The sequence below is a fragment of the Frateuria defendens genome, assembly GCF_001182895.1.
Taxonomy (GTDB): Bacteria; Pseudomonadota; Gammaproteobacteria; order Xanthomonadales; family Rhodanobacteraceae; genus Frateuria_B; species Frateuria_B defendens.
This window is the reverse complement of the sequence record NZ_LFQR01000027.1, coordinates 1-23,212: the sequence shown is the minus strand read 5'-3', so window position 1 is coordinate 23,212 and position 23,212 is coordinate 1. Positions and strand designations below refer to the sequence as shown.

General features: G+C 71.0%; 20 protein-coding genes and 1 other RNA gene. 4 read left to right on the top strand and 17 right to left on the bottom strand.

Features of this window, described 5'->3' with window-relative positions; all coding sequences use genetic code 11:
* Positions 1-57: 57 nt before the first annotated feature.
* The 15 genes from ftsA to rsmI all read right to left on the bottom strand — a co-directional run bounded on the left by ftsA (position 58) and on the right by rsmI (position 16,317).
* Positions 58-1,290 carry a cell division protein FtsA gene (gene ftsA, locus ACH65_RS03755; RefSeq protein WP_049621246.1) on the bottom strand — a complete coding sequence of 411 codons (1,233 nt, stop codon included), beginning with the start codon at positions 1,288-1,290 and terminating at the stop codon, positions 58-60.
* Positions 1,287-2,030 carry a cell division protein FtsQ/DivIB gene (locus tag ACH65_RS03750; RefSeq protein ID WP_049621245.1) on the bottom strand — a complete coding sequence of 248 codons (744 nt, stop codon included), beginning with the start codon at positions 2,028-2,030 and terminating at the stop codon, positions 1,287-1,289. The genes ftsA and ACH65_RS03750 overlap by 4 nt, the downstream gene beginning before the upstream one ends.
* The gene (locus ACH65_RS03745) at positions 2,027-3,079 is read right to left on the bottom strand and encodes a D-alanine--D-alanine ligase (RefSeq protein ID WP_049621244.1); all 1,053 of its coding nucleotides are present in this window, start codon (positions 3,077-3,079) and stop codon (positions 2,027-2,029) included. Before ACH65_RS03745 ends, ACH65_RS03750 begins: the two co-directional genes overlap by 4 nt.
* Entirely contained in the window at positions 3,076-4,521 is a 1,446-nt protein-coding gene (gene murC / locus ACH65_RS03740; protein ID WP_049621243.1) for a UDP-N-acetylmuramate--L-alanine ligase, read from the bottom strand. The genes ACH65_RS03745 and murC overlap by 4 nt, the downstream gene beginning before the upstream one ends.
* On the bottom strand, positions 4,518-5,591 hold the full coding sequence (gene murG, locus ACH65_RS03735) for an undecaprenyldiphospho-muramoylpentapeptide beta-N-acetylglucosaminyltransferase (protein WP_049621242.1): 1,074 nt from the start codon (positions 5,589-5,591) through the stop codon (positions 4,518-4,520). The genes murC and murG overlap by 4 nt, the downstream gene beginning before the upstream one ends.
* A gap of 80 nt (positions 5,592-5,671) precedes the next feature.
* Positions 5,672-6,916: a putative lipid II flippase FtsW gene (gene ftsW / locus ACH65_RS03730; protein WP_049621241.1), complete on the bottom strand. Its 1,245-nt coding sequence runs from the start codon at positions 6,914-6,916 to the stop codon at positions 5,672-5,674.
* Positions 6,917-7,048: 132 nt separating this feature from the next.
* Entirely contained in the window at positions 7,049-8,149 is a 1,101-nt protein-coding gene (mraY, locus tag ACH65_RS03725) for a phospho-N-acetylmuramoyl-pentapeptide-transferase (protein WP_049621240.1), read from the bottom strand.
* Positions 8,139-9,503 carry a UDP-N-acetylmuramoyl-tripeptide--D-alanyl-D-alanine ligase gene (locus ACH65_RS03720; RefSeq protein ID WP_049621239.1) on the bottom strand — a complete coding sequence of 455 codons (1,365 nt, stop codon included), beginning with the start codon at positions 9,501-9,503 and terminating at the stop codon, positions 8,139-8,141. Before ACH65_RS03720 ends, mraY begins: the two co-directional genes overlap by 11 nt.
* Positions 9,500-10,969, bottom strand: coding sequence for a UDP-N-acetylmuramoyl-L-alanyl-D-glutamate--2,6-diaminopimelate ligase (locus tag ACH65_RS03715; protein ID WP_049621238.1), 1,470 nt, complete (start codon positions 10,967-10,969; stop codon positions 9,500-9,502). The genes ACH65_RS03720 and ACH65_RS03715 overlap by 4 nt, the downstream gene beginning before the upstream one ends.
* On the bottom strand, positions 10,966-12,780 hold the full coding sequence (locus ACH65_RS03710) for a peptidoglycan D,D-transpeptidase FtsI family protein (RefSeq protein ID WP_049621237.1): 1,815 nt from the start codon (positions 12,778-12,780) through the stop codon (positions 10,966-10,968). Before ACH65_RS03710 ends, ACH65_RS03715 begins: the two co-directional genes overlap by 4 nt.
* Positions 12,777-13,040 (bottom strand): cell division protein FtsL, encoded by a 264-nt coding sequence (gene ftsL / locus ACH65_RS03705; protein WP_202594136.1) that lies wholly within the window; start codon positions 13,038-13,040, stop codon positions 12,777-12,779. The genes ACH65_RS03710 and ftsL overlap by 4 nt, the downstream gene beginning before the upstream one ends.
* 5 nt (positions 13,041-13,045) lie before the next feature.
* A complete protein-coding gene (rsmH, locus tag ACH65_RS03700) occupies positions 13,046-13,972 on the bottom strand; it encodes a 16S rRNA (cytosine(1402)-N(4))-methyltransferase RsmH (protein ID WP_049621235.1) in 927 nt (308 codons plus the stop codon).
* A gap of 305 nt (positions 13,973-14,277) precedes the next feature.
* Positions 14,278-14,724: a division/cell wall cluster transcriptional repressor MraZ gene (gene mraZ, locus ACH65_RS03695; protein ID WP_049621234.1), complete on the bottom strand. Its 447-nt coding sequence runs from the start codon at positions 14,722-14,724 to the stop codon at positions 14,278-14,280.
* Between the two features lie 299 nt (positions 14,725-15,023).
* Positions 15,024-15,391, bottom strand: an RNA gene (gene rnpB / locus ACH65_RS18440) — RNase P RNA component class A.
* Between the two features lie 86 nt (positions 15,392-15,477).
* Positions 15,478-16,317, bottom strand: coding sequence for a 16S rRNA (cytidine(1402)-2'-O)-methyltransferase (gene rsmI / locus ACH65_RS03690; protein ID WP_049621233.1), 840 nt, complete (start codon positions 16,315-16,317; stop codon positions 15,478-15,480).
* A gap of 87 nt (positions 16,318-16,404) precedes the next feature.
* On the opposite strand from rsmI, the gene ACH65_RS03685 reads away from it, so the two are divergent.
* The 3 genes from ACH65_RS03685 to aroG all read left to right on the top strand — a co-directional run bounded on the left by ACH65_RS03685 (position 16,405) and on the right by aroG (position 19,945).
* Positions 16,405-18,252, top strand: coding sequence for a penicillin-binding protein activator (locus tag ACH65_RS03685; RefSeq protein WP_049621232.1), 1,848 nt, complete (start codon positions 16,405-16,407; stop codon positions 18,250-18,252).
* The gene (locus tag ACH65_RS03680; protein WP_049621231.1) at positions 18,252-18,608 is read left to right on the top strand and encodes a YraN family protein; all 357 of its coding nucleotides are present in this window, start codon (positions 18,252-18,254) and stop codon (positions 18,606-18,608) included. The genes ACH65_RS03685 and ACH65_RS03680 overlap by 1 nt, the downstream gene beginning before the upstream one ends.
* A 245-nt stretch (positions 18,609-18,853) precedes the next feature.
* The gene (gene aroG, locus ACH65_RS03675; protein ID WP_049621230.1) at positions 18,854-19,945 is read left to right on the top strand and encodes a 3-deoxy-7-phosphoheptulonate synthase AroG; all 1,092 of its coding nucleotides are present in this window, start codon (positions 18,854-18,856) and stop codon (positions 19,943-19,945) included.
* A gap of 163 nt (positions 19,946-20,108) precedes the next feature.
* Here aroG and ACH65_RS03670 read toward each other — a convergent pair whose 3' ends face one another.
* Both ACH65_RS03670 and rhtC read right to left on the bottom strand, forming a co-directional pair.
* Entirely contained in the window at positions 20,109-20,480 is a 372-nt protein-coding gene (locus ACH65_RS03670; RefSeq protein ID WP_064504810.1) for a NirD/YgiW/YdeI family stress tolerance protein, read from the bottom strand.
* 114 nt (positions 20,481-20,594) lie between these two features.
* Positions 20,595-21,227 (bottom strand): threonine export protein RhtC, encoded by a 633-nt coding sequence (gene rhtC, locus ACH65_RS03665; RefSeq protein ID WP_049621228.1) that lies wholly within the window; start codon positions 21,225-21,227, stop codon positions 20,595-20,597.
* A 164-nt stretch (positions 21,228-21,391) separates the two neighbouring features.
* Here rhtC and ACH65_RS03660 point away from each other — a divergent pair, with 164 nt between their 5' ends.
* The gene (locus ACH65_RS03660; RefSeq protein ID WP_049621227.1) at positions 21,392-22,699 is read left to right on the top strand and encodes a NupC/NupG family nucleoside CNT transporter; all 1,308 of its coding nucleotides are present in this window, start codon (positions 21,392-21,394) and stop codon (positions 22,697-22,699) included.
* Positions 22,700-23,212 lie beyond the last annotated feature (513 nt).

The window sequence follows — 23,212 nt, the reverse complement described above, 5'->3', positions numbered from 1 at the left end:
TGGCGGGCGGACCTCCATCCACCCTGGCTGCGCCTCCTGCGCCGCCGAATGCGAAACTCAGAAATTCCTGGTGATCCAGCCGCGCACCTTGCCCACCAGCCCGCCCACGCTGCCGCCGGCCGGGCCGCTGGCGCGCATGCCGCCGGTGCGCGCGCCGTGCAGCAGCAGGCCCACGCCGGTGGAATGCAGGGGGTTGGCGACCACTTCACCCAGGCCCGAGACGTGCTGCGGCACGCCGATGCGCACCATCTTGTGGAAGATCTCCTCGGCCAGCTCCAGCGCCCCTTCCATCCGCGCGGCGCCGCCGGTGAGCACCACGCCGGCCGCCACCAGGCTCTCGAAGCCGGAGCGGCGCAGTTCGTCGTGCACCATCTCGAAGATTTCCTCGTAGCGGGCCTGCACGCTCTGCGCCAGCGACTGGCGGGTGAGCCGGCGCGGCGGGCGGTCGCCCACGCTGGGCACCTGGATGGTCTCCTCCGCGTGGGTGAGCTGGGCCAGCGCGCAGGCGTACTTGATCTTGATCTCCTCCGCGCTCGCGGTCGGCGTCTGCACGCCGTAGGCGATGTCGTTGGTGACCTGGTCGCCGCCCACCGGCAGCGACTTGCTGTAGCGGATCGCACCCTGGGTGTAGATGGCGATGTCGGTGGTGCCGGCGCCGATGTCGACCAGGCACACGCCCAGCTCGCGCTCGTCGTCGGTAAGCACCGACTTGGCGCTGGCCACCGCCGAAGGCACCAGCTCGTCCACCGACAGGCCGCAGCGCTGGATGCACTTGGAGATGTTCTGCACCGCCGCCGCCGCGCCGGTGACCAGGTGCACCGAGGCCTCCAGCCGCACGCCGCTCATGCCCACCGGCGAGCGGATGCCGTCCTGGCCGTCGATGCGGTATTCCTGCGACTCCTTGTAGAGCACCTTGCGGTCGGCCGGTATCGCCACCGCGCTGGCGGCTTCGAGCACCTGGTCGAGATCGTTCGGGGTGACCTCGCGGTCGCGGATGGCCGCGGTGCCGTGCGAGTTCTTGGTCTCCAGGTGGCTGCCGGAGATGGAGGCGTAGACCGAGCGGATATCGCAGCCGGCCATCAGCTCGGCCTCCTCCACCGCGCGCTGGATCGAGTGCACGGTGGATTCGATGTCCACCACCGAGCCGCGCTTCATGCCGCGCGAGACGTGCGAGCCGATGCCGATCACCTCGATCGGCTCGCCCGGCTCGTACTCGCCCACGATCGCCACCACCTTGGAGGTGCCGATGTCGAGGCCGACCACCAGTTGCTTGTCGTTGCGGGTCTTCATGTGCGGGGCGAGCCTCCGGATACGTTGGGGGCCGGCGCAGGCGTCTGCGGCCATCGCACGGCAAAACCATTGGTGTAGCGCAGGTCGGCGTAGACGAAGCCGTCGCCGTGGCCTGCCATCAGTTGCGGGTAGACGTCGAGGAAGCGGCGCAGGCGGCGGCCGGCCTCGTCGCGGTCGCCGACCACGATCCGCGCACCGCTGGCGGTGGCGAGGCTCCAGCTGCCGCGATCGGTGAGCGTCACGCCGACGATCTTCAGGCGCGTATTGGCGAAGGCCTTCTGCGTCTCGGCGTAGAAGCTCACCACCTCGGCCAGGCGCGAATCGGGCCCGCTCAGCACGGGCAGGCCGGCCACGGCCTCGTCGCCCGGGGCGTCGAACACCAGGCCCTGGCGGCTGATCAGGTGCTTGTCGTTCCAGCGGGCAAAGGGCTGGCGCTCGTAGATGCGCAGCAGCAGGGTGTCCGGCCAGCGCTTGCGCGCTTCCACCGACTCCACCCAGGGCAGCGCCGCCACCGCCTTCTGCACCGCGGCCACGTCCAGCGCGAAGAAGCCGCGGCCCAGCGCCGGCAGCACGGCGGCGCGGATCTGCTCGGCGCCGACGTGCTGGAACTCGGCCTGCACGGTGAGCTGCGTCACCGGCCAGCGGTTGGCCGCGAACCAGCCGCGCAGCACGCCGACGATGGGCAGCGCCACCAGGGCGATGGCCAGACACCAGGCGACGAGGCGGATGGCTCCTCTCATGGGGTGCCTCCCTTGGAGGCGCCCTGGGAATCGGGAGTAGGGAATCGGGAATCGGATGGAGCACGCTCGGCTATTCCCGATTCACTATTCCCGACTCCCGGACCCGCAAAGCTGGTCTCCAACACCCGCCAGCACAGTGTCTCGTAGTCGATGCCGGCGGCCCTGGCGGCCTTGGGTACCAGCGAGTGCGAGGTCATGCCCGGGGCGGTGTTCGCCTCCAGCAGCCAGTTGCGGCCTTCGCGGTCGCGCATCACGTCCACGCGGCCCCAGCCGGCGCAGTCGAGCGCGTCGAAGGCCGCCAGCGACAGCGCGCGCAGCGCCTCCTCGGCCTCGCCGGCGAGGCCGGGGCAGAGGTACTGGGTGTCCTCGGCGACGTACTTGGCGTTGTAGTCGTAGAAGGCGCCCTTGGGCACGATGTGGATGGTGGGCAGCACCTGGCGGCCGAGGATGCCCACGGTCATCTCCTGGCCCTCGATCAGCGCCTCCATCAGCAGCTCGCCGTGGTAGCGGGCGGCCAGCACCACGGCGGCGTCGAGATCCTTCTCCTCGAACACGCGGGTGACGCCCACGCTGGAGCCTTCGCAGGCGGGCTTGACGATCAGCGGGAAGCCGATCCCGCACGCGGCGGCGTGCACGTCGGCGCCGCGCGGCAGCGCCTTGAACGCCGGCGTGGCGAGGCCGAGCGACTGCCACACGCGCTTGGCGCGGGTCTTGTCCATCGCCAGCGCCGAGCCGAGCACGCCCGAGCCGGTGTAGGGCACGCCAAGTGCCTCCAGCGCGCCCTGCAGCACGCCGTTCTCGCCCTCCCCGCCGTGCAGGATGTTGAACACGCGGTCGAAGCGCCACGCCCGCAGCGATTCCAGCAGGGCCGGGATGCCGTCCACCGCGTGCGCGTCCACCCCGCGTGCGCGCAGCGCGGCCAGCACGTTGCGGCCGGAGTCGAGCGAGACCTCGCGCTCGGAGGAGGTGCCGCCCATGACCACGGCGACGCGGCCGAACCGGGCGGGATCGGTGATGCGGTTGGCGGCGGAAATCGGCGTGGCCATCATGCACCCCCCTTCGTCTTGAGCTGGCCGGCCTTGGCCAGTTCCACCGCCGCCGCGCCGATGTCGCCGGCGCCGAGCAGCAGCAGCAGGTCACCGTCGCGCAGCAGCGCCGGCAGGCTGTCCTTCAGTTCGCGCGGATGCTCGACCAGCACCGGATCGACCTTGCCGCGCGCACGCACGGCGCGGGCCAGCGCGCGGCCATCGGCGCCGGCGATGGGCGCCTCGCCGGCCGGATAGACCTCGGTCAGCACCAGCACGTCGGCCTCGGCCAGCACGTTGGCGAAGTCGTCCAGCAGGTCGCGCGTGCGGCTGTAGCGGTGTGGCTGGAAGGCCACCACCAGGCGGCGCTCCGGCCAGCCGCCGCGGGCGGCGGCGAACACCGCGGCAAGCTCGCGCGGATGGTGGCCGTAGTCGTCCACCAGCAGCGCGCTGCCGTGGTCCAGCGCGATCTCGCCGCGGCGGTGGAAGCGCCGGCCCACGCCCTGGAAGTTGGCCAGCGCGCGGGCGATCGCCACCGGCTCCACGCCGAGCTGCCAGCCGATGCTGGCAGCGGCCAGCGCGTTGAGCACGTTGTGCCGGCCCGGCAGGTTGAGCTCCACCGGCAGGCCGCGCTCGCGGCCGGGCAGGTGCAGGTCGAAGTGCATACGGAAGCCGTGCTGGGCGATGTTGGCGGCGCGCACGTCGGCGTCGGGCGTGTCGATGCCGTAGGTCATCACGCGGCGCGTGGTGGTCTTGGCCAGTGCGGCCACTTCGGGGTCGTCCACACACAGTACGGCCAGGCCGTAGAACGGCAGGCGGTGCAGGAAATCGTCGAAGGCCTTCTTCACCTCGGCGAAATCGCCGTGGTAGTTCTCCAAGTGATCCGCGTCGATGTTGGTGACCGCGGCGATCACCGGCGAGAGCAGCAGGAAGGAGCCGTCCGACTCGTCCGCCTCGGCCACCAGGTACTGCCCGGTGCCCAGCCGCGCATTGGCGCCGGCCGCGTTGAGCTGGCCGCCGATCACGAAGGTGGGGTCGTAGCCGGCCTCGGCCAGCACGCTGGCGGCGAGGCTGGTGGTGGTGGTCTTGCCGTGGGTGCCGGCGATGGCGATGCCGCGGCGGAAGCGCATCAGCTCGCCCAGCATCTCCGCGCGCGGGATCACCGGGATGCGCGCCGCGCGGGCGGCCACCAGCTCGGCGTTGTCGGCGCGGATGGCGCTGGAGGTCACCACCACGTCGGCGTCGGCCACGTGCTCGGCGAGGTGGCCGATGCGCACCTCGATGCCGAGCTTGGCCAGCCGCTCGGTGGTGGGCGAGCCGGCGCGGTCGGAGCCGGACACCGCATAGCCCAGGTTGTGCAGCACCTCGGCGATGCCGCTCATGCCGACGCCGCCGATGCCGATGAAGTGCACGCGGCGGAAGGTGCTCATCAGGTCTTCGTGCGAGAGCAGGCGGCGCGGGGTCATGCGGCCACCTCCAGGCAGGCCTGCGCGATCACCGCCGCCGCATCCGGCTTGGCCAGCGTGCGCGCAGCCACGGCCATGGCGAGCAGGCCGGCGCGGTCGTCCAGCAGCGCCGCCAGGCGCTGCGCGAGTGCATGTACGTCCAAATCACGTTCCTGTATCAGTTCGGCCGCGCCGGCGGCGACCAGCGCCTCGGCGTTGCGGGTCTGGTGGTCGTCCACCGCGTGCGGAAACGGCACCAGCACGGCGCCGAGGCCGGCGGCGGTGAGTTCGGCCAGGGTCAGCGCGCCGGCGCGGCACACGGCGAGGTCGGCCCAGGCGTAGGTGCCGGCCATGTCCTCGACGAAGGGCACGATCTGCGCCTCCACGCCGGCCGCGGCGTAGGCCGCCTGCGTCTCCTCCACGCCGCGGCCGCCGCACTGGTGCAGCACCTCGGGGCGACGCTCCGCCGGCAGCAGGGCCAGCGCCTTCGGCAGGGCGAGGTTCAAGGCGCGCGCACCCAGGCTGCCGCCCAGCACCAGCAGGTGCGGACGGCCGGCATGGGCCGCGAAGCGCTGCGCCGGCGGCGGCAGCGCGGCGATGGCGGCGCGCACCGGGTTGCCCACCCATTCGGCGCCGGGCAGCGCGTCGGCGAAGCCGGCCAGCACGCGCCGGGCGAAGCCGGCCAGCTTCTGGTTGGTGTAGCCGGCCACGCGGTTCTGCTCGTGCACCAGCAGCGGCGTGCCGAGCAGGCGCGCGGCCACGCCGCCGGGGCCGGCCACGTAGCCGCCCATCGACAGCACGCTGCGCGGCCGCAGCTTGAGCAGGATGCGCAGCGAGGCGAGCAGCGCGCGCGCCAGCATCAGCGGCGCGGCCAGGCGCGTGGTCCAGCGCTTGCCGCGCAGGCCGCCCACCGGCACCACGTGCAGCGCGATGCCGGTGGGCGGCACCACCCGCGTCTCCATGCCGCCGGTCGCACCCAGCCATGCCACCGGTACGCCCTGCGCACGCAGCGTCTCGGCCACGGCGAGGCCGGGGAAGATGTGGCCGCCGGTGCCGCCGGCCATGATGAGGACGGGCCGGGAATCGGGCATCGGGAATCGGGAATGGGAAGGCGCAGCAGGCCGCTGCGGCGCGCCCTGCCGATTCTCCATTCCCGATGCCCGATTCCCGCTCATGCCGTCACCGCCTCGCGCTCACGCTCGCGCGTCGCCGCCACCGCCGCATGGGCGTCGGCCACGGCGGCCGCCGGCATGCGCTGGTTCTGCTGGCGCGCATCGAGCGCGCGGTTGATCTCGAAGGTGGCGCGCAGCAGCACGCCGGCCATGGCGCAGGTGAGCAGCACCGAAGAGCCGCCCGAGCTGATCAGCGGCAGGGTCAGGCCCTTGGTGGGCAGCGCGCCCAGGTTCACGCCGATCGACACCATCGCCTGCAGGCCCAGCATCAGCGACAGGCCGAAGGCCACGTAGCCGGCGAAGCGCTGGCCGATCTCCACGCCCTTGAGGCCGAGGTAGAGGCCGCGCCCCACCGCCAGCGCGAACAGCCCCATCACCGCGACGATGCCGGCCAGCCCCAGCTCCTCGCCAATCACGGCGAGGATGAAATCGGTGTGCGCCTCGGGCAGGTAGGAAAGCTTGAGCACGCTCGAGCCCAGCCCCACCCCGCTCCACTCGCCGCGGCCGATGGCCATCAGCGACTGGGTGAGCTGGAAGCCGTCGTTGAACGGGTCCTTCCACGGGTCCATGAACGAGGTGAGCCGCTTCATGCGGTAGCTCTCGCTGGTGGCCGCGATCGCCAGCAGCGGCATCAGCGGCAAGCCCATCAGGAACAGGAACAGCGGCCGCGCGCCACCCAGCCACACCATGGCGATGGTCACCGCGATCATCAGCGTGGCCGAGCCGAAGTCCGGCTGCGCCAGCAGGAACAGCACGATCAGGCCGGCCACCATGATCGGCTTGATCAGGCCGAGGAAGCGCGTCTCCACGCTCTCGCGGTGGCGCACCAGGTAGCTGGCGATGTAGGCCACCAGGATCAGCTTCACCGCCTCCACCGGCTGGAAGCTGGTCACGACGAGGTTGAGCCAGCGCCGCGCGCCGTTGATGCGCATGCCCAAGTGCGGCACGAACACCGCCAGCAGCATGATGAAGGCGATCAGCAGCAGCAGGAACGCGCGCTTCTCGAAGAACTTCAGCTCGGTGCGCATCGCCATGCCGGCCAGCACCGTGCCCAGGCCGAGGAACACCAGGTGGCGCTTGAGGTAATAGAACGCGCCGATGTGCTGGCTGTCGGCCACCGAGATCGAGCTGGACGCCACCATCACCACGCCGATGCTGGCGAGGCCGACCAGCGCGATCAGCAGCGGCAGGTCAAAGTGGCCGCGCGGGCCCTGGCGGCGCTTGGCTTGGCTGGCATCAAACATGGGCTTGCTCCGCAAGCGGGGAATCGGGAATGGGGAATGGGGCATCGAAGAGCGCGCGCGCGGCGGTGCGCGGCACCAGCGCGCCGGCGCTGTTCCGATTCCCGATTCCCGATTTCCGATTCACGGCTCTCATCACCTCACCTTCAACGTGGCAAGGCCGATCAGCACCAGCACGACGCTGATGATCCAGAAGCGCACGATCACCCGCGGCTCGGGCCAGCCCTTGAGCTCGAAGTGGTGGTGGATCGGCGCCATGCGGAAGATGCGCTTGCCGCGGAGCTTGAAGCTCGCCACCTGCAGCATCACCGACACCGTCTCCAGCACGAACACGCCGCCCATCACGATCAGCACGATCTCCTGGCGCACGATCACCGCGATGGTGGCCAGCACGGCGCCGATCGCCAGCGCGCCCACGTCGCCCATGAACACCTGCGCCGGGTAGGTGTTGAACCACAGGAAGCCCAGCCCCGCGCCGGCCAGCGCGCCGCACACGATGGCCAGCTCGCCCGCGCCGGGGATGGCCGGAATGCCGAGGTACTCGGAGAACACGCGGTTGCCGGCGAGGTAGGCGAACGCGCCCAGCGCCACCGACACCAGCACGCTGGGCAGGATCGCCAGGCCGTCCAGGCCGTCGGTGAGGTTCACCGCGTTGGAGAAGCCCACGATCATGAAGTAGGCGATCACCACGAAGAACAGGCCCAGCGGCACCACCACCTGCTTGAACAGCGGCACGTACAGCGCCGTCTCCGCCACCGGCGCCGGGCCGGTCGCGTGCGGCGCGGTGTAGTAGAGGAACAGCGCGGCGGCAAGGCCGAACACCGACTGCCAGAAATACTTCCAGCGCGAGGCCAGGCCGCGGCTGTCGCGCAGCACCAGCTTCTTGTAGTCGTCGTAGAAGCCGATCGCGCCGAAGCCCACCAGCACCGCCAGCACCAGCCACACGTAGCGGTTGTGCAGGTCGGTCCACAGCAATGTGGAGACGGCCACCGCGAGCAGGATCATCACCCCGCCCATGGTCGGCGTGCCGGCCTTGGCCAGGTGCGTCTGCGGGCCGTCCTTGCGCACCACCTGGCCGGCCTTGAGCGCGGCCAGCTTGCGGATCAACGCGGGGCCGGACAGCAGCGACAGCGCCAGCGCGGTGAGCGCGGCCATGATCGCCCTGAAGGTGATGTACTGGAACAGGTGCAGGGCCGTGAAGTGCCGAGCCATCCATTCCGCCAGTTCAAGCAGCATCGGATGCGCCCTCCTCCCGGTCGTGCCCGAGCGCCGCCGCCACCTGGTCCATGGCCGCCGAATGCGAGCCCTTGACCAGGCAGGTGACGCCGCCGTGTAGTTGTTCCCGGAGCGCCGCGATCAGCGCAGCCTTGTCCGCGTAGTGGGTGGCGCCGGGGCCGAAGGCCTCCACCGCCGCCGCGCTCAGCGGCCCCACCGCGAACAGCCGCTCGATGCCCGCCGCCTTGGCCCACGCGCCCACGCCGCCGTGCAGCGCGCGCTCGTCGGGGCCGAGTTCGCCCATGTCGCCGAGCACCAGCCAACGCTCGCCCGGCGCCAGCGCCAGCGTGTCGATGGCGGCCGCCATCGAGCTGGGGTTGGCGTTGTAGCTGTCGTCGATCAGCGTCCAGCCACCCGGCAGCGTCTCGCGCCGGAGCCGGCCGGACACCGCCGGCGCGTGCATCAGCCCGGCCACGATGGTGGCGAGCGGCACCTCCAGCGCCAGCGCGATCGCCGTGGCCGCCAGCGCGTTGGCCACGTTGTGCCGGCCCGGCAGCGGCAGCGCCACCTCGGCCTCGCCAACCGGCGTGCGCAGCAGGAAGCGCGAGCCGTCCACGCGCTGCTCGAGGATCTCGGCGCCGACGTCGGCCTCGCGCTCCAGGCCGAAGCGCAGCACCCGCCGCCCGCCGGCCAGCCCGGCGAAGAAGCCGGCGAAGGCGTCGTCCGCGTTGATGATCGCCACGCCGTCCGCCGGCAGCGCCTGGTACAGCGCGCCCTTGGTCTCGGCCACGCCCTCCACGCTGCCCATGCGCTCCAGGTGCGCCGGCGCGATCAGGTTGACCAGGCCGATGTCCGGCCGCGCGATGGCGGCGAGGTAGGCGATGTCGCCCGGCTTGCCGGCGCCCATCTCCAGTACCGCGTATTCGGCGTCCTCGGGCATCGCCAGCAGGGTCAGCGGCAGGCCGATCTCGTTGTTGAAGTTGCCGGCGTTGGAGTGCGTGCGGCCGTGCCGCGACAGGATCGAAGCGGCGAGCGTGCGCACCGTGGTCTTGCCGTTGGAGCCGGTGATGCCCACCACGCGCACGCGCCGCTGCGCGCGCACCGCGCTGGCGAGGTCGCCAAGCGCCTGCACGCTGTCGGCCACCGCCACCTGCGGCAGCGGGCTGTCCACCTTGCGCGTGACCAGCGCGCCGGCCGCGCCGCGCTCGGCCGCCGCGGCGAGGTAGTCGTGGCCGTCCACGTGCTCGCCGCGGATCGCCACGAAGAGGTCGCCGGGCCGGAGCTTGCGCGTGTCGATCGCCACGCCGCGCACCTCGGCGTCGGCGCCGAGCAGGCGGCCGCCGGTCCACATCGCGATGGCGCCCAGGCGCATCATGCGTGGGCCTCCAGAATGCCGCGCGCCACCGCGAGGTCGTCGAACGGACGCTTGCCGTGCGGGCCTTCCTGGTAAGTCTCGTGGCCCTTGCCGGCGATCAGCACCGCATCGCCCGCCTGCGCCTGGTCCAGCGCCTGGCGGATCGCGGCGGCGCGGTCGCGCTGCACGGCGGCGGGGTGGCGCATGCCGGCGAGGATCTGCGCCACGATGGCATCGCCGTCTTCCCCGCGCGGGTTGTCGTCGGTGACGATCGCCACGTCGGCCAGCCGCTCGGCGATCGCGCCCATCTGCGGGCGCTTGCCCGCGTCGCGCTCGCCGCCGCAGCCGAGCACGCAGACCAGCCGCCCGGCGCAATGCGCGCGCACGGCGGCCAGCGCCTGTTCCAGCGCATCGGGCGTGTGGGCGTAATCCACCACCACCAGCGGCTGGCCATCGTGGCCGCCCAGGCGGTTCATGCGGCCGTCGATCGGCCGCAGTGATTCCAGCGCCGCGACGATGCGTGCGAGCGGCACCGCCATCGCGGCGAGGCAGCCCGCCACCGTCAGCAGGTTGGCGACGTTGAAGCGGCCCAGCAGTGCGCTGTGCACCGCCGCCGTGCCGCCCGGCAGACGCAGCTCGAAAGACAGCCCCTGCGCGGCGGTGACGATGTGGGTGGCGGCGACCTCGGCCTGCGCGTCGCCGTTCGCGCTGGTGCGCAGCACGCGCAGCGAGGCCGACAGCGAAGCCGCCAGTTCGCGGCCGAAGCCGTCGTCGATATTCACCACCGCGGCCTTCAGCCCCGGCCAGGCGAACAGCTTGGCCTTGGCCGCACCGTAGGCCGCCATGCTGCCGTGGTAGTCGAGGTGGTCGCGGGTGAGGTTGGTGAAGGCCGCCACCTCGAACGCCACCGCGCCCACGCGGCCCTGCTCCAGCGCGTGCGAGGACACTTCCATCGCCACCTGGCTTGCTCCCCGGTCGCGGAAATCGGCCAGCAGGCGCTGCACGCTGATCGCATCCGGCGTGGTGCGCTCGCCCTCGTCGAGCCGGCCGTGCAGGCCCGCGCCCAGCGTGCCGATGGTGGCCGCGCGCTGGCCGAGGAACTCGAACGCCTGCGCCAGCAACTGCACGGTGGAGGTCTTGCCGTTGGTGCCGGTCACGCCGGTGATCCGCAACGCCTGCGAGGGCCGGCCGTAGAAGCGCGCGGCGAGCTCGCCGACCTGCGCGTGCAGGCCGTCGATCCACAGTACCGGCACGTCGAGAGCAGCGTCGGCCTCGGCCGGCGCTTCGGCCAGCACCACGGCGGCGCCGTTCGCCGCGGCCTGCGCGGCGTAGGCAATGCCGTGCTCGCGCGTGCCGCGCAGCGCGAGGAAGGCCTCGCCCGGGCGTACCCGGCGCGAGTCGAGGCTGAGCCCGGAGACGGCGAGACCGCCCAGGTCGGCGGCGTCGGCGATGCCTTGCAGCAGGCGGTCGAGACGGAGGGCGCTCATGGCGACTCGTCCTCCGGCGGCGCCTCTTCGATGTTCGGCGCCTCCGGCGGCTTGTTGCCGGTCAGCCCGTTCTGGCCCTGCAGCGGCCCGCCCGCATACCAGCGCCCGATGTTGTCGGGCGGAATGTCGAGCAGGCGCAGCGCGCCGTCCATGACCCGGGCGAACACCGGGCCGGACACCAGGCCGCCGTAGTAGCTGCCCTTGGTCGGGTTGTCGACCACCACCGCCGCGGCCAGCCGCGGGTTGGTCGCCGGCACCATGCCGGCGAAGGCGGCGCCGTAGTTGTTCTTGGAGTAGCCGCCTGCGGTGGCCTTGTGCGCCGTGCCGGTCTTGGCGGCGACCGTGTAGTTGGCGATCCAGGCGTACGGCGCGGCGGTGCCGCCCGGCTGAGTGGTGGTTTCCAGCATGCCGAGCAGTTGCTGCGCGATGCGCGGCTCGATGACCGCCTTACTGTCGTTGCCGCCGCCCTTGATGAAGGTGGGCGTGTGCATCACGCCGCTGTCGGCGATGGTCGCGTAGGCATTGGCCAGCTGCAGCATGGTCACGTTGAGGCCGTAGCCGTAGGCAAAGATGGCCTTCTCGCGCAGGCCCCAGCGGCTGCCCGGCTTGACGTAGCCGGAGGCCTCGCCCGGGAAGCCGCTGTTGGTGCTGGCGCCGAAGCCGAACGCGCGGTAGGTGCCGTACATCAGGTCGGTGTCGAGGTTGGAGGCGATGCGCGCCGCGCCCACGTTGCTGGACTTGGTGATCACGCCGGTGGGCGTGAGCACGCCCCAGTTGTGGGTGTCGTGGATGTCCTTGCCCAGGTACATCCAGTGGCCGCCGGTGGTGTCGATCAGCGGGCCGGTGGGCGTGTACCGGCCGCTGGACAGCGCCGCCGCCATCAGCACGGGCTTCACCGTGGAGCCGGGCTCCAGCACGTCGGTCATCGCGCGGTTGCGGCGCGAGGACGCCGAGCTGTCGCCCACCGCGTTCGGGTTGTAGGTGGGCAGGTTGACCATCGCCAGCACCTCGCCGGTATGGACGTCCATGATCACCATCGAGGCCGAATCGGCGCCGGACTTCTCCATCGTCGCCTTCAGCTCGTTGTAGGCCAGGAACTGGATGCGCCGGTCGATGCTGAGCGTGAGGTTGCGGCCCGGCTGCGGGGCGCGGATCTGCTCCACGTCCTCCACCACGTGGCCCATGCGGTCGCGGATCACGCGCTTGGCGCCGGGCTTGCCGGCCAGCCAGTCGTCGTAGGCCAGCTCCAGACCTTCCTGGCCGTGGTCGTCGATGTTGGTGAAACCCAGCACGTGCGCGGTCAGCGGGCCGGAGGGGTAGTAGCGCTTGTACTCGCGCTGGCCGTTGATGCCGGGGACGCCGAGGTCGAGGATGGCCTGGGCGACGTCCGGGTTCATCTGCCGGCGCAGATAGACGAACTCGCGGTCGGCGCGTTCGGTCAGCCGCTGCTTGAGCTCGCCCGCGTCCACGCCCAGTCCCTTGGCCAGCGCGGGGATGCGGTCGGCGTTGTCCAGTACCTCGGCCGGGTTGGCCCAGATCGACATCACCGGCGTGGACACCGCCAGCGGCTCGCCGTTGCGGTCGAAGACGGTGCCGCGCGACACCGCGATCGGCATCTCGCGCAGGAAGCGCGCATCGCCCTGGTCCTGGTAGAACTGCTTGCGCACCACCTGCAGGTCGAAGGCGCGCGCCACCAGCCCGAGCGAGGCCAGCGCCAGCACGCTCACCACCACGGTCATGCGGCGGCGGGTGCTGGGGCCGCCCTGGCGGCGGCGGGTCTGCGAGGGAGCGGCAGGCCGGCGCGGATTCATCGGCGCACCAGCTGGATGTCCTGCGGCCGCGGCGTGACCATGCCGAGCTTCTGGCGCGCTTCCTCGTCGATGCGGCGCGGCTCGGCCCAGGTCGCCTGCTCCAGCTCGAGCCGGCCGTATTCGATGTTGAGCTCGTCGCGCGCGTTCTGCAGCCGGGTCAGTTCCACGAACTGCACGCGGCTCTCGTGGCGCGTCCACACCACCGCGATCGCGCTCACCAGGGTGGCGATCAGGAGCAGCAGCACGGCGATGGCGCCCACCACCCTCATGCGAGTTTCTCCGCCACGCGCAGCACCGCCGAGCGTGCGCGGGGATTGGCGGCCAGCTCGGCCGCCGAGGGGAACTGCGCCTTGCCGACGGCCTTCAGGCGCGCCGGTGCGGCGGCAACCGGCGGGCCGCGCCGGTTGCCCTGCACGCGCCCGGAGTGGTCGCGGATGAACAGCTTCACCGCGCGGTCTTCCAGCGAATGGAAGCTGATGATCGCGAGCCGCCCGCCGACCTTGAGCCGCTCCAGCGCCGCGTCCAGGCCCTGCTGCAGGGCGTCCAGTTCGCCGTTAACTCGGATGCGCAGCGCCTGGAAGCTGCGCGTGGCCGGATGCTTGCCCGGCTCGCGCCGGCCTACCACGCGCTCGATCAGCGCGGCCAGCTCGCCGGTGCGGGCGATCGGCACCTCGGCGCGCTGCTCCACGATGGCGCGGGCGATGCGGCGGCTGAAACGCTCCTCGCCGTAGGTCCACAGCACGTCGGCGATGGCCTGCTCCGGGGCATGCGCCAGGAAGTCGGCCGCGCTCTCGCCCTGGGTGGTGTCCATGCGCATGTCCAGCGGCGCGTCGGCCATGAAGCTGAAGCCGCGCGCGGCCTCGTCCAGCTGCGGCGAAGACACGCCCAGGTCGAGCAGCACGCCGTCGAGGCCGGCGGCGGTGGCGTCCCAGTCGGCGAGGGTAGAGAAGTTGGCGTGGCGGATCGACACCCGCGGGTCGGCGGCGAGGTCCTGCGCGGCGGCGATCGCCTGCGGGTCGCGGTCCATCAGCAGCAGGCGGCCCTCCGGCCCGAGGCGCGACAGCACCGCGCGGGCGTGACCGCCGCGTCCGAAGGTGCCATCGAGATACCGCCCGCCTGCCTGCACGGCGAGGCCCTCCACTGCTTCGTCAAGCATTACGGGGATGTGCCGCAATTCAGAGCCTGAATTCATGTCTCGGGTAGCCCGCGTTGCCGTGCTGTGGCTGTCAGGTGGTAGTGCGTGGCGCCGGCCAGGGTGGCGCCCTGGCCAAGCCGCGCGCTGCCGCATGACGGCCACAGCACGGCAACCCGAAGGGCCGGATCTGTTTGCCCGCAAGGCTGCGTCATCGCTCGGTCGTGTATCGACATACACTTCCTCTCTCTGTCCTTGCCTTGCGGGCAAACAGATCTCGGCGCGGGCCGCCCGAGGCATGAATTCAGGCTCTCAGCCATGCCGCATTCCCGCTCCCGTCTCTTGTCCGCCATGGCCGCCGCCCGTCACAGGCGCAGGTCGGCCATGTCGTCGCTGATTTCGTCTTCGCCGATGGTCTGGCGGATCTTGGCCAGGTGGGCCTGTTCGCTCCACAGCTCGAACTTGCTGCCCATGCCCAGCAGCACCGCCTTCTTCTCGATGCCGGCCGCCGTGCGCTGGCTGCCCGGCAGCAGGATCCGCCCGGCGCCGTCCGGCTCCACCATCGCCGCCGCGCCGACCAGCTTCATCTGCAGCGCGCGGTGCACCGCCTTCACGCTCGGCAGGGCGTTCACCTGGTCGCGCACCTTTTCCCACTCGGCATGCGGGAACAGCCACAGGCAGCCCGACTCGAACGGGTTGTAGGTGATCACCAGCCGATTGGCGCAGGCGCCCGCCACCAGCTCCCGATACGCGGTCGGGATGGCCAGGCGGCCCTTGTCGTCGACGGTGATGGCGGTTTCGCCTTGGAACACGGCCAGTTATTCCCACTTATTCCCACGATTTCACACTGGCGCCCACGATAATCTCAGCCCCTGAGACTGTCAAGGGAATTTCTTTTGTGAATCAAGGAGTAAAGGCAAAGCCGTGACGAAAACTGCAGCTATTTCGAGGAAACACCCCAAGGTGCTTGAAAGCTAGGAATTTTCTGCGAAAACGCAGAGGCAAATCCCGCCCCCGTGCCGCCATCTCCGGGCTCCCTGCGCTGAATGCGCGTTCAGCGCCGCGCCGCCGTCCGAAAACGGCGGACGGCAGCGCGGCGTGAAGGGGGAAAAGGTGGAGTCGGCCTATAAGCCGGGTTCTGTACGCCTTGCGGCGCGACAGTCATTCCTCTCGGCCAGGCGTCGCCGCCTGGCTCCAGCAACCTACCCGGGAACGACGCGGGCCACGTCATGGTTCCCCTATTTGGTCTTGCTCCGGGTGGGGTTTGCCGTGCCGCACGGCGTTGGCCCCGTGCGCGGTGCGCTCTTACCGCACCCTTTCACCCTTACCACGCATGCCCGGAGGCACCGTTCGGCGGTCTGCTCTCTGTTGCACTTTCCGTCGGCTCACGCCGCCCAGGCATTACCTGGCACCCTGCCCTGTGGAGCCCGGACTTTCCTCGATGCGCTCATCGCGCGACGCGACTGTCCGGCCGACTCCAAGGGAGATTGTAGGGCAAGGGAACATGGAGCGCGTAAAAAAGAGTGACGCCGGCGCAAGCGCGTCTTCCTTTTATTCCCTACTCCCTATTCCCCACTCCCGGCCTCATAAAGCGCCTTGCGCGGCGCGCCGCTGATCGCCGCCGCCAGCTTGGCGGCCTTGGCCGGCGGCAGTTCCTCGCGCAGGATGGCGAACACGCGCCGGCCTTCGGCCAGCTTGGCGTCGCCGCCTTCCGCCTGGCCGGCAACCAGCAGCACGCATTCGCCGCGCTGCTGGTCCGGGTCGGCGGCCACGCGGGCGGCCAGTTCGGCCAGCGGCTCGCCGATCACCGTCTCGAACAGCTTGGTCAGTTCGCGCGCCAGCACCGCCTCGCGCTCGCCGCCGAACACGTCGCGCAGGTCGGCGAGGCTTTCGGCGACGCGGTGCGAGGATTCGTAGAAGATCAGCGTGCGCGGCTCGCCGGCCAGCGCCTGCAACCGCGCGCGGCGCGCGGCGGATTTCGGCGGCAGGAAGCCCTCGAACACGAAGCGGTCGCTGGGCAGGCCCGCCACCGACAGCGCGGCGACCGCCGCGCAGGCGCCGGGCACCGGGATGCAGCGGATGCCCGCCGCGCGCGCCGCGCGCACCAGCCGGAAGCCGGGGTCGCTGATCAATGGCGTGCCGGCGTCGGAAATCAGCGCCACCGATTCGCCGCCCTCGAGCCGGCGCACGATCGCTTCCACCACCTCGCGCTCGTTGTGCTCGTGCAGGGCGATGGCCGGCGTGGCGATGTTGTAGTGGAGCAGCAGCGGACGGCTGTGGCGGGTGTCCTCGGCGGCGATCACCGCCACCGCGCGCAAGGTGTCCACGGCGCGCTGCGAGAAATCGTCGCGATGGCCGATGGGGGTGGCGACCACCCACAGGCAACCGGGCTGAACTTGTGACATCGGCGACGTTCCTGGACCGCGTGGCGACAGTGCATCCGCTATGATCGCGCACTTGCCGACCATGTCGATACACGTTGAAGGACTCACATGCGCCTGCATCGCGCCGCTGGAGCCGGCCTGCTGATCGCCCTGTGCCTTAGCGGCTGCGTCCCCTCCGCCGTCACCCGCACGCCGGCGGAGATCGCCGCCGAACAGGACGCCGCCGCCCTCGCCCGCCAGGGCCGCTTCGACGAGGCCGCCCTGGCCTACCAGAACCTCGCCCGGCAATCGCGCGCCGCCGACCATTACCTGCTGCTGGCCGCCGAGAGCTATCGCCAGTCGGGCAGCCTCGACCGCGCGACGCCGCTGCTGGCCGAGGTCCGCCGTGCGCGCCTGCAGGACGACGAGCCGGTGCGCTACGACCTGCTCGAGGCCGAACTCGCGCTCTCCCGGCACGACGACGCCCGCGCCCTGCAACTGACCACACAGCCCTCCATCGCCGTGCCGCCGGCCTTGCAGCTGCGCCTGATGGAACTGCGCGCCCGCGCACAGGAGGCCAGCGGCGACGACTGGGGCGCCGCGCACACGCGGGTGGAAATGGATGCCCGGCTGAGCGGCCTCGACCAGACGCAGAACCGCAAGCAGATCGTGGACCTGCTCGCCAAGCTCGACGCGGAGCCGCTGCAGAGGCGCGCCGCCGCGATGCCGCCGAACGAGCCCATGCTGACCTGGATCAACGAGGCGCTCAGCCGCCTCGGCGTGGCCGTGGCGCATCCGCAGCCCACGCTGGAGCAGCCGGTGGGCACGCTGCTGCCCGGCACCGGCGCGAACGTGCGCGAGGGCTACACGATGCCGGCCAAGGTGGCGCTGCTGCTGCCGCTCGGCGGCAGCTTCGCCCCCGCCAGCGCGGCCATCCGCGAAGGCTTCTTCGCCGCCTACGCGGACGCGGCGCGCAACCACGCGCCGCGCGCGGCGGTGAAGGTGTACGACAGCGGCGGCGACGCCGCCGGCGCGCTCAAGGCCTACCAGCAGGCCGTCGACGACGGCGCCAAGCTGGTGATCGGCCCGCTCACCCGCAGCGAGGTGGCCGCGGTGTTCGGCCAGGCGCAGCTGCCGGTGCCGCTGCTCGCGCTCAACCACCCGGACGACCGCGCCCTGCCCGCCAGCGGCGTGAACGAATTCGGCCTGCTGCCGGAGGCCGAGGGCGCGCAGGTGGCCGACCACATGATCGAACGCGGGCTGCGCAGCGCCTACGTGGTGGTCACCACCGACGACTTCGCCCAGCGCGCCGCCGGCGCCTTCAAGGCGGAGCTGGCGGCGCGCGGCGGCCAGGTGGCCGGCATGGCCAGCCTGCCGGCCGGCTCGGTGAACTACGCCGGCGCGATCGAGGGCCTGCACGCCGCCGACGCTACCGAGGCCGGCGTGTTCATCAGCATGCGCCCGCAGCAGGCCCGCCTGCTGGTGCCGCAGCTGCGCCTGGCGCGCGTGGCGCTGCCGGTCTTCGGCACCTCGCACGTCTATGCCGGCCAGGACGACGCCGGCGCGGACCGCGACCTCGAGGGCGTGGAATTCTGCGACGCCCCCTGGCTGTTCGACGCCCAGCCCGGCCTGCCCGACCACGCCCACCTCGCCGACCAGTTGCCCGCCGCCCGCGGCGCCGCCGCGCGGCTGTTCGGCTTCGGCATGGACGCCTGGAACCTGGTGCCTTACCTCGACTGGCTGCGCGGCCACCCCGGCAGCTACCTGCCCGGCGCCAGCGGCCAGCTCGCCGCCGACCAGTTCGGCCGCATCCGCCGCGTGCTGGTGTGGGCGAAGTTCGCCGACGGCCTGGCGCGGCCGCTCGGCGGCAGCCTGCAGATCGACAACGTGCCGGCGGAGACGCCGCCCGTCGACGCGCCGCCGCCTGCGCCCCAGAACGCCCAGCCCGCCGCCGCACCGGGCCACGGCACGCCCTGATGCGCGCGGCCGGCGCGGTGTTCGAGCAACGCGCCGGCGAGGCGCTCGAACGCGCCGGCCTGCGCCTGCTGGCGCGCAACTACACCACCCGCCACGGCGAGCTCGACCTGGTGATGCAGCACGGCGACACGCTGGTGTTCGTCGAAGTGCGCCATCGCCTCAGCGCCAGTCATGGCGATGCCGCGGCCTCGGTCACGCGCGCCAAGCAGGACAAGCTGATCCGCACCGCGGAACTGTGGCTGGCCGCCCATCCGCAGCACGCGCGGCGGGCCTGCCGCTTCGACGTGGTGAGCTTCGACGGCCCCGCCAACGCCGCCCGCATGCAGTGGCTGCAAGGCGCCTTCGAGACCGGCTAAGCCGCTCGCGACGCACCCACTGCGGCAATCCGCCGGTTTGCAACGCCCGGCGTTTACTGGTAACTATGGCTGCGATGAACTTCGCCCCCCGCCGCTACTGGTTTTGGTTTTACGGCTATCCGATGCCGGCGGCGGAGACGGAGTTGCGACCTTAAGACCCCAGGTCAACCAACCTTCCCTCGAAAAGCCGCCAGCCACCCTGGCGGCTTTTTTCATGGCCGTCCGGGCCATCCAAGGAGCCCCACGTGTCCGACCACATCGACGATCTTCGCATCCGCGCCATCCAGGAACTGCCGCCGCCCTCGGCCCTGATCGCCAAGTTCCCCGCCACGGCGCGCGCCAGCCATACCGTGAAGGCATCGCGCGAGGCCGTGCACCGCGTTCTGCAGGGCGAGGACGACCGCCTGGTGGTGGTGATCGGCCCCTGCTCGATCCACGACCCCGAAGCCGCGATGGAATACGCCCGCCGCCTGCTCACCGAGCGCGAGCGCCACGCCGGCGAGCTGGAGATCGTGATGCGCGTGTACTTCGAGAAGCCGCGCACCACGGTCGGCTGGAAGGGCCTGATCAACGACCCCAACCTGGACGGCAGCTACGACATCGACAAGGGCCTGCACATCGCCCGCCGCCTGCTGCTGGACATCAACGACCTCGGCCTGCCCGCCGGCACCGAGTTCCTCGACATGATCACCCCGCAGTACATCGCCGACCTGGTGGCCTGGGGCGCCATCGGCGCGCGCACCACCGAGAGCCAGGTGCACCGCGAGCTGGCCTCGGGGCTGTCCTGCCCGGTCGGCTTCAAGAACGGCACCGACGGCAACGTGAAGATCGCGGTGGACGCGGTGCTGGCCGCCTCCGAGCCGCACCATTTCATGGCCGTGACCAAGGACGGCCGCACCGCGGTGGCCGCCACCGCCGGCAACCCGGACTGCCATGTGATCCTGCGTGGCGGCAAGCAGCCCAACTACGACGCCGAGAGCGTGGACCAGGCCTGCACCGCGATCGCCAGGGCCGGCCTCGCCGACAAGGTGATGGTGGATGCCAGCCACGCCAACAGCCGCAGGCGGCCGGAGAACCAGCCGGCGGTGGTGGAAACGATCGCCGAGCAGCTGGAGGACGGCGAGCGGCGCATCCTCGGCGTGATGGTGGAGAGCCACCTGGTGGCCGGCCAGCAGTCGCTGGAATCGGGCCAGCCGCTGGTCTACGGCCAGAGCATCACCGACGGCTGCATCGGCTGGGACAGCACCGTGGACGTGCTCGAGCGCCTCGCCGCCGCGGTGCGCCGGCGCCGCGCGCTGGGCGAGACGGCCAGGGGCGAGGCCGAACTGGCGGCCTGACACGGCGCGGGATCCGGGGCGCCGCCCGCGGATCCCGCCCTCGCCAGAGGGAACGCCGGGCGCCCTCGTGCGCCCTTCGCCTCATCGCCAACCGGCGTTACCCCGTACCCCGCCTACGGCCTGCCGGCCATCGCGACGCTCCGCCTCACACGCTGCCGCCACCTCACTGCCCGAGGATGCGCAGCTCGTCCACCTCCACGCTGACCAGCTTGTGGTGCACCTCCACCTCGCCGCTGATCTCCACCGGCGTCTTCGCATCGGCGCGACCGTTCTTCCACATGCGGTGCTTGAGCTTCACCGGCACCCGGCCGGTGGCGTCCTCGAATACGTAATGGTCGCGGTCGACCTGCTGCACCAGGTGCCCGCGCAGCACCACGTCCTTGCCGTCCTTCGCCGACAGCACTTCGCTCACCGTGATGGTGCCCGATTTTTCACTGCCCGGACCGACATAGCCCTTGGCCTCCTGCGCCGACACGGCGCCCAGCGTCGCCAAGAGCAACGCCAGGCCCAACGTGAGTTTGCCCGTATAGGTCATCATCGCCTCCGCTCGGACGGCCGGATGCCGTCGCACGATGCACGATGCTAGGAACCAGGCGAGGCAAGGCGCCGTGAAAGCCGCGTGGGCGCGGCGTGGCCGCGCGGCCGGCGTTCAGACGGCGCGGCGCTGGAACACCAGGTGCAGCCCGAACAGCACGAACACCGCGCCGGCGAAGCCGTCGATCCAGCGCGCCAGGCGCAGGTAGCCGCGGCGCATCGCCGGCAGCGCGAAGAACGCCGCCACCAGCGAGAACCACAGCACCGTCTCCGCCACCACCAGCGTCCACAAGCCCAGCCGCGCGCCCGCACCCACGCCGTCGCCGAGGAAGGTGGAGAACACGCTGCCGAAATACACCACCGCCTTGGGGTTGGCGAGGTTGGTGAGCAGCCCCGCGCGCCAGGCCTTCCACGCGCTGAGCGCGACGGCCACGGGTGCCGACGGCGCGTTCGGCACCGCCTGCTTGCCGAACGCCGCGCGCAGCATGCCGATACCCATCCAGCACAGATAAAGGCCACCGGCCACCGCGATCAACCGCTCCAGCCAGGCCAGCCGGTGCAGCAGCAGTTGCAGGCCCAGCAGCGCCAGCGCCGCCCACACCGCCACGCCCGCCGCGATACCGAGCACGCCGCAGAAGGCGGTGCCGCGCGAGCGGCTCACCGCGGTCTGCGAGACGAAGAAGAAATCCGGCCCCGGGCTGACCAGCGCGACCAGGTGCACCAAGGCGATACTCAGGAAAAGGCTCATCGCATGCGCTCCTTGCGAGGCGGAAACAGCGCGGGGGAACACCGCATGTTGCCGCAGCGGACCATGTGGCACCACGCCTTGCCCGTGCGTCGGCGTATCGACTACGCTGCCGCGGATATTGCTCGGCTCCGGGTGTCACCCCGCGGCCTCAAGGGGATGACCTGATGCTCGACCTGCTGGGCCACATTCTGTTCGGCCTGTTCGGCCTTGCGGTGCTGATCGGCATCGCCTTCCTGTTCTCCAACAACAAGCGCGCGGTCGACTGGAAGCTGGTCGGCACGGGCGTGCTGCTGCAGGTGGTGTTCGCCTCCGTGGTGCTGAAGGTGCCGGGCGGGCGCGAGGTGTTCAACACCATCGCTACCGGCTTCGTGAAGCTGCTCGACTACGTGCGCGAGGGCTCCACCTTCATCTTCGGCAGCTTCATGGACGCCGGCAAGTTCGGCTACGTGTTCGCCGTGCAGGTGCTGCCCACCATCGTGTTCTTCGCCTCGCTCACCGGCGTGCTCTACCACCTGGGCGTGATGCAGAAGATCGTCAAGGGCATGGCCTGGGTGATCACCAAGGTGATGCGCGTCTCTGGCGCCGAGACCACCAGCGTGTGCGCCAGCGTGTTCATCGGCCAGACCGAGGCACCGCTCACCATCAAACCCTACCTTGAGCGCATGACCCAGTCCGAGCTGATGACGGTGATGATCGGCGGCATGGCGCACATCGCCGGTTCCGTGATGGCCGCCTACGTCAGCATGCTCGGCGGCGACGACCCGGCGCAGCGCCTCTTCTACGCCAAGCACCTGCTCACCGCGAGCGTGATGGCGGCGCCGGCCACCATGATGCTGGCGAAGATCCTGGTGCCGGAGACCGAGGAGCCGCTGACCCGCGGCACGGTGAAGATCGAGGTGGAGAAGACCACCGCCAACGTGATCGACGCGGCCGCCGGCGGCGCCGGCGACGGCCTTCGGCTGGCGCTCAACGTGGGTGCGATGCTGCTCGCCTTCGTGGCGCTGATCGCGCTGGTCAACGCGCCGATCCAGTGGCTGGGCACCTCCAGCTGGGGCGGCGGCAGCCTCAACCAGTGGCTGGGCGGGCTGGCCGGCCACCCGGTGCAGCTCAGCCTGCAGACCCTGTTCGGCTGGGTGCTCTCGCCGATCGCCTGGCTGATCGGCGTGCCCTGGCAGGACGCCACCGCGGTGGGCAGCTTCATCGGCGAGAAGGTGGTGATCAACGAGTTCGTGGCCTACGCGGATCTCTCCAAGCACCTCGACCAGCTGCTGCCGCAGAGCCGCCTGCTGGCCACCTACGCGCTGTGCGGCTTCGCCAACTTCTCCTCCATCGCCATTCAGCTCGGCGGCATCGGCGGCCTCGCCCCCAGCCGCCGCGCGGACCTGGCGCGGCTGGGCCTGCGTGCGGTGCTGGGCGGCTCGCTGGCAACCTTCATGACCGCCACCATCGCGGGCGTGCTGGAATCGCTGTAAGAGCCTGGCGTGGCTGAGCGCCTGCCGTGCCCCCACTCCACCACAAAAAGGGACTTCCCTCGGTCTCAGGAGGAGACCGGGAGCGGGAACGCGCTACCTCAAGGCCCCGACAGGAAGCCCCCGCTACCGATCCAGCGAACCCCACGACCTTCACGATTGAGCCCTGAACCGCCAGCCCGGACAGAAGCCCCTCGACCTCGGCTTCGCCCATGTCGCGCGGGTGCCGCTTGCCATGACCAGGATGAAGCGGAGGGCCCAAGCCGCATAAACCGCCTCGGTGCGAAGGCTGTAATGCTTCAAGCGCAACACACGCCGCATTTCATTCAGCAACCACGGCGCAGACGGGCCACCGACCATACGGTTTATTCCTGCGTTTTCGCGGGCATAAGACATAGCACTGATCTTGCCCCTGCTTCACGGACACCCGCCTAAGCGACATGGGATAGCTCGAACTGTTCCGGGCTGAGATAGCCCAAGGTCGAGTGGAGCCGGATTCGATTGTAGTCAACCTCG

Excerpts from the sequence above, each read along its gene's own strand:
- ftsA (WP_049621246.1), bottom strand. The coding sequence starts at position 1,290 with ATGAAGACCCGCAACGACAAGCAACTGGTGGTCGGCCTCGACATCGGC.
- ACH65_RS03750 (WP_049621245.1), bottom strand. The coding sequence starts at position 2,030 with ATGAGAGGAGCCATCCGCCTCGTCGCCTGGTGTCTGGCCATCGCCCTG.
- ACH65_RS03745 (WP_049621244.1), bottom strand. The coding sequence starts at position 3,079 with ATGATGGCCACGCCGATTTCCGCCGCCAACCGCATCACCGATCCCGCC.
- murC (WP_049621243.1), bottom strand. The coding sequence starts at position 4,521 with ATGACCCCGCGCCGCCTGCTCTCGCACGAAGACCTGATGAGCACCTTC.
- murG (WP_049621242.1), bottom strand. The coding sequence starts at position 5,591 with ATGCCCGATTCCCGGCCCGTCCTCATCATGGCCGGCGGCACCGGCGGC.
- ftsW (WP_049621241.1), bottom strand. The coding sequence starts at position 6,916 with ATGTTTGATGCCAGCCAAGCCAAGCGCCGCCAGGGCCCGCGCGGCCAC.
- mraY (WP_049621240.1), bottom strand. The coding sequence starts at position 8,149 with ATGCTGCTTGAACTGGCGGAATGGATGGCTCGGCACTTCACGGCCCTG.
- ACH65_RS03720 (WP_049621239.1), bottom strand. The coding sequence starts at position 9,503 with ATGATGCGCCTGGGCGCCATCGCGATGTGGACCGGCGGCCGCCTGCTC.
- ACH65_RS03715 (WP_049621238.1), bottom strand. The coding sequence starts at position 10,969 with ATGAGCGCCCTCCGTCTCGACCGCCTGCTGCAAGGCATCGCCGACGCC.
- ACH65_RS03710 (WP_049621237.1), bottom strand. The coding sequence starts at position 12,780 with ATGAATCCGCGCCGGCCTGCCGCTCCCTCGCAGACCCGCCGCCGCCAG.
- rsmH (WP_049621235.1), bottom strand. The coding sequence starts at position 13,972 with ATGAATTCAGGCTCTGAATTGCGGCACATCCCCGTAATGCTTGACGAA.
- rsmI (WP_049621233.1), bottom strand. The coding sequence starts at position 16,317 with ATGTCACAAGTTCAGCCCGGTTGCCTGTGGGTGGTCGCCACCCCCATC.
- ACH65_RS03685 (WP_049621232.1), top strand. The coding sequence starts at position 16,405 with ATGCGCCTGCATCGCGCCGCTGGAGCCGGCCTGCTGATCGCCCTGTGC.
- ACH65_RS03680 (WP_049621231.1), top strand. The coding sequence starts at position 18,252 with ATGCGCGCGGCCGGCGCGGTGTTCGAGCAACGCGCCGGCGAGGCGCTC.
- ACH65_RS03670 (WP_064504810.1), bottom strand. The coding sequence starts at position 20,480 with ATGACCTATACGGGCAAACTCACGTTGGGCCTGGCGTTGCTCTTGGCG.
- rhtC (WP_049621228.1), bottom strand. The coding sequence starts at position 21,227 with ATGAGCCTTTTCCTGAGTATCGCCTTGGTGCACCTGGTCGCGCTGGTC.
- ACH65_RS03660 (WP_049621227.1), top strand. The coding sequence starts at position 21,392 with ATGCTCGACCTGCTGGGCCACATTCTGTTCGGCCTGTTCGGCCTTGCG.